Here is a 3,688-nt window from a genome sequence, read left to right as displayed (position 1 = left end):
GCCGCGGCCCGCACGGCCGGGCGGTCGGCATGAGCGCTGCCGGCGCGGGTTCGCCGGGTGGAACCGGGATCCGCACGGTCCTGATCACCGGCGCCGGTCGCGGGATCGGCGAGGCCACCGCGCGCAGATTCGCCGACGCCGGTTATCTCGTGGGTGCCTTCGACCTGGAACCGTGCGAGTGGGCGCGGGGGGATGACCGCGTGGTCACCGGCGCACTGGACGTCACGGACCCGGCCGCCTGGGAGTCCGCCCTGGCGGAGTTGACCGACCGCTCCGGCGGCGCGCTGGACGTCCTGGTCAACAATGCCGGGCTGCTGTACGGGATGCCGTTCACGGACGCGAGCTACGAGCGCGATTCGGCGCTGGTGGATGTCAACATCAAGGGCGTGATGTACGGCTGCCGGGCGGCGTTCCCGTACCTGGAGAAGGCCCCGGCCCCGACCGTGGTGAACCTCTGTTCGGCCTCGGCGATCTACGGCCAGGCCGAGATGGCCGTGTACTCGGCCACCAAGTTCGCCGTCCGTGGGCTCACCGAGGCGCTGGACCTCGAATGGGGTCCGAAGGGCATCCGGGTGTGCTCGGTGTGGCCGCTCTACGTGGGTACCGGCATGCTCGAGGGCGTCGACACCGCCGGGATGCGGAACATGGGCGTCCGCCTGACCGAGGCCGACGTGGCCGGCGAGATCCTCGGGCTGGCCGAACAGACGCGGCGCACCCCGTCCGGGGTGCTGGGTCGGATTCGCGGCGTGCTCGGTCGCGAGGTCCACCGGCCCGTGGGCACGCAGGCCACCGCGATGTACCTGGCGTCCCAGATCGGGCCGGGGCGGGTCATCAGGCTGGTCAATCGACGTCTCACCTCGTGAGCGACCCCGCTGCCGACCCGGAGGGGGCGACGGTCGATCCCGCTGCCGGGCCGACGGAGTGGGGAGAAGGCCTCGTCGGGGTGGGCCCGTGGGAGCTCGAGCACCCCGGTGAGCCGCGGCCCACGGGCGACCACTGGGATCCGGACCTGCTCGATTCGGGCGACCGCCGCAACGTGGTCGACCGCTACCGCTACTGGCGGCGTGAGGCGATCGTGGCCGACCTCGACACCCGGCGGCACCCCTTCCACGTGGCCATCGAGAACTTCGGCCACGACGCCAACATCGGCACCGTCGTCCGGACGGCCAACGCGTTCCTCGCGGCGGAGGTGCACATCGTGGGGCGACGTCGCTGGAACCGCCGCGGGGCGATGGTCACGGATCGCTACCAGCACCTGCGCCACCACGAGGACGTGGCCGCGCTGATGGCCTGGGCCGACTCCGAGGGGGTGCCGGTCGTCGCCGTCGACAATCTCCCCGGCGCCGAGCCGCTCGAGACCGCCCGGCTCCCGCGCGAGTGCGTGCTGCTGTTCGGTCAGGAGGGCCCCGGGGTCAGTGCTGACGCGCGCCTGCGGGCGGCGAGGACGGTGTCGATCGCCCAGTTCGGCTCGACCCGGTCCATCAACGCGGGCGTGGCCGCGGGGATCGCGATGCACGCGTGGGTCCGCGAGCACGCTGCGGACGGCTGAGGCTCAGACCGCCGGCGCGGAGGGCCCGTTGCGGATGCGGTCGACGAGCTTCGGCCCGGCGGTGACGGCCATCGGTATGACCGAGATCAGCACGATCCCGATGAGGATCAGGTCGATGTGCTCCTTGATCAGCGCGAATTGCCCCAACCATGCGCCGAGTGCGGTCACCCCCGCGGCCCACAACACCGCACCCACCATGTTGAACAGCACGAACACGCGGTAGCGCATCCCGGCCATGCCCGCCACCAGCGGCGCGTAGGTGCGGACGATCGGCACGAAGCGGCACAGGATGATCGTGGCCGGCCCCCACTTGTCGAAGAACTCGTGGGCCTCGCGGATGTAGACCTGCTTGAAGATCCGCCCGTCCGGCCGCTCCCGCAGGTGGTGGCCCCACCGGTTGCCGATGAAGTAGCCCACCTGGTCGCCGAGGAACGCCGCGATCGGGGCGGCCACCAGCACCACCCACAGTGGTGCGAAGGGGTTGTCCTGCTGGGTGAGCAGCCCCGCGGTGAACAACAGCGAGTCGCCCGGGAGGAACGGGAACAGCAGACCGGACTCGATGAAGACCACGGCGAGGAGAGCCGGGAGTATCGCGTTGCCGAACGGTCCGTCGCCGGACAGCCAGAACTCCGGGTCCATGAATCCGGGACCGAGCGCCAGGACGTGCTGGGCCTGTTCGGCCACCAGGTGCGTGTTCACCTCGGGAATCGTAGACCCGCTCTGCTGGGAAACGGCTGAAACCGTGCCCCCGCTGGTCCTCCGGGGCCCGCCACCTCGCGGTACCTCGTAGGATGGGATGAGTCACAGTGCCGAAATCTGGAGGATCGTCAATGCCTATCGCCACCCCGGAGCAGTACAAGGACATGCTCGACCGGGCTCGCAAGGAGGGCTTCGCCTACCCCGCGATCAACTGCACCTCCTCCGAGACCATCAACGCGGCCATCAAGGGATTCGCCGACGCGGGCTCGGACGGGATCATCCAGTTCTCCACGGGTGGAGCGGAATTCGGGTCCGGCCTGAACGTCAAGGACATGGTGACGGGCGCGGTCGCGCTGGCCGAGTTCGCGCACATCGTGGCCGAGAAGTATGACGTGTTGGTCGCGCTGCACACCGACCACTGCCCCGAGGACAAGCTCGACACCTTCGTGCGCCCGCTCATCCGGATCTCCCAGGAGCGCGTGGACGCCGGGCGTAACCCGCTGTTCCAGTCGCACATGTGGGACGGCTCGGCCACCCCGCTCGACCGCAACCTCGAGATCGCCAAGGAGCTCCTCGAGAAGACGGCCAGCGCCAACCAGATCCTCGAGATCGAGATCGGCGTCGTGGGCGGCGAGGAGGACGGTGTCGAGAACGAGATCAACGAGAAGCTCTACACCTCCCGCGAGGACTTCGAGGCGACCATCGACGCGCTCGGGGCCGGCAACACCGGGCAGCGCTACCTGCTCGCCGCGACGTTCGGCAACGTCCACGGCGTCTACAAGCCGGGCAACGTCGTGCTGCGTCCCGAGGTGCTCAAGATGGGCCAGGAGGTCGCGGTGGAGAAGCTCGGTCTCAACGAGGGTGACCTGCCGTTCGACTTCGTCTTCCACGGCGGCTCGGGCTCGGCCAAGAGCGAGATCGAGGAGGCGCTGAGCTACGGCGTCATCAAGATGAACGTCGACACCGACACGCAGTACGCGTTCACCCGCCCGATCGCCGGTCAGATGTTCGCCAACTACGACGGCGTCCTGAAGATCGACGGCGAGGTCGGCAACAAGAAGGTCTACGACCCGCGCTCGTACCTCAAGAAGGCCGAGCAGGGGATGTCCGAGCGGGTCGTCGAGGCGTGCAACGACCTCAAGTCGGCCGGCAAGTCCAAGGGCGCCTCTGCCTGACCAGCGGCTTCGGCCTGATCACACTCACGGCGACCCGACGGGGTCGGTGCCACCAGCGGCGTCTCTCCTCCAGTGGAGAGGCGCCGCTGTCGTGTGATCACCGGGTGGTCTGGGCGCCATGCCCGGCAATTCTGGATCGAACACTTGTGCTATTCCGCCCCGGGCGATAAGATGGATCACACGTTCGAATGGTGGCGAGTTCGATAGGCGCAGGGGGGTGCGGTGGTGGATCCGATGATGACGACGACGAGTTCGGCGGCGTTCG

4 protein-coding genes are annotated in these 3,688 nt (G+C 69.0%); 3 read left to right on the top strand and 1 reads right to left on the bottom strand.

The window, feature by feature from the left end:
* Positions 1-29 precede the first annotated feature (29 nt).
* Both G6017_RS10180 and G6017_RS10175 read left to right on the top strand, forming a co-directional pair.
* On the top strand, positions 30-863 hold the full coding sequence (locus G6017_RS10180) for an SDR family oxidoreductase (protein WP_182617214.1): 834 nt from the start codon (positions 30-32) through the stop codon (positions 861-863).
* Positions 860-1,549, top strand: a complete 690-nt coding sequence (locus G6017_RS10175; RefSeq protein ID WP_182617212.1) for a TrmH family RNA methyltransferase — start codon at positions 860-862, stop codon at positions 1,547-1,549. Before G6017_RS10180 ends, G6017_RS10175 begins: the two co-directional genes overlap by 4 nt.
* Positions 1,550-1,552: 3 nt before the next feature.
* Here the strand turns inward: G6017_RS10175 and G6017_RS10170 are convergent, their stop codons facing one another.
* Entirely contained in the window at positions 1,553-2,248 is a 696-nt protein-coding gene (locus G6017_RS10170; protein ID WP_524536280.1) for a VTT domain-containing protein, read from the bottom strand.
* Between the two features lie 131 nt (positions 2,249-2,379).
* Between G6017_RS10170 and fbaA the strand changes: the two genes are divergently transcribed.
* Positions 2,380-3,423, top strand: coding sequence for a class II fructose-bisphosphate aldolase (gene fbaA / locus G6017_RS10165; RefSeq protein ID WP_182611228.1), 1,044 nt, complete (start codon positions 2,380-2,382; stop codon positions 3,421-3,423).
* Positions 3,424-3,688: the final 265 nt, after the last annotated feature.

Origin of the sequence: Dietzia sp. B44, from assembly GCF_014145245.1 — a bacterium.
Taxonomy (GTDB): Bacteria; Actinomycetota; Actinomycetes; order Mycobacteriales; family Mycobacteriaceae; genus Dietzia; species Dietzia natronolimnaea.
Note: the sequence above shows the minus strand (reverse complement) of the source record. Positions and strands in the feature narration are given on the sequence as shown.

Coding starts and splice junctions, on each gene's coding strand:
- G6017_RS10180 (WP_182617214.1), top strand. CDS start 30: ATGAGCGCTGCCGGCGCGGGTTCGCCGGGTGGAACCGGGATCCGCACG.
- fbaA (WP_182611228.1), top strand. CDS start 2,380: ATGCCTATCGCCACCCCGGAGCAGTACAAGGACATGCTCGACCGGGCT.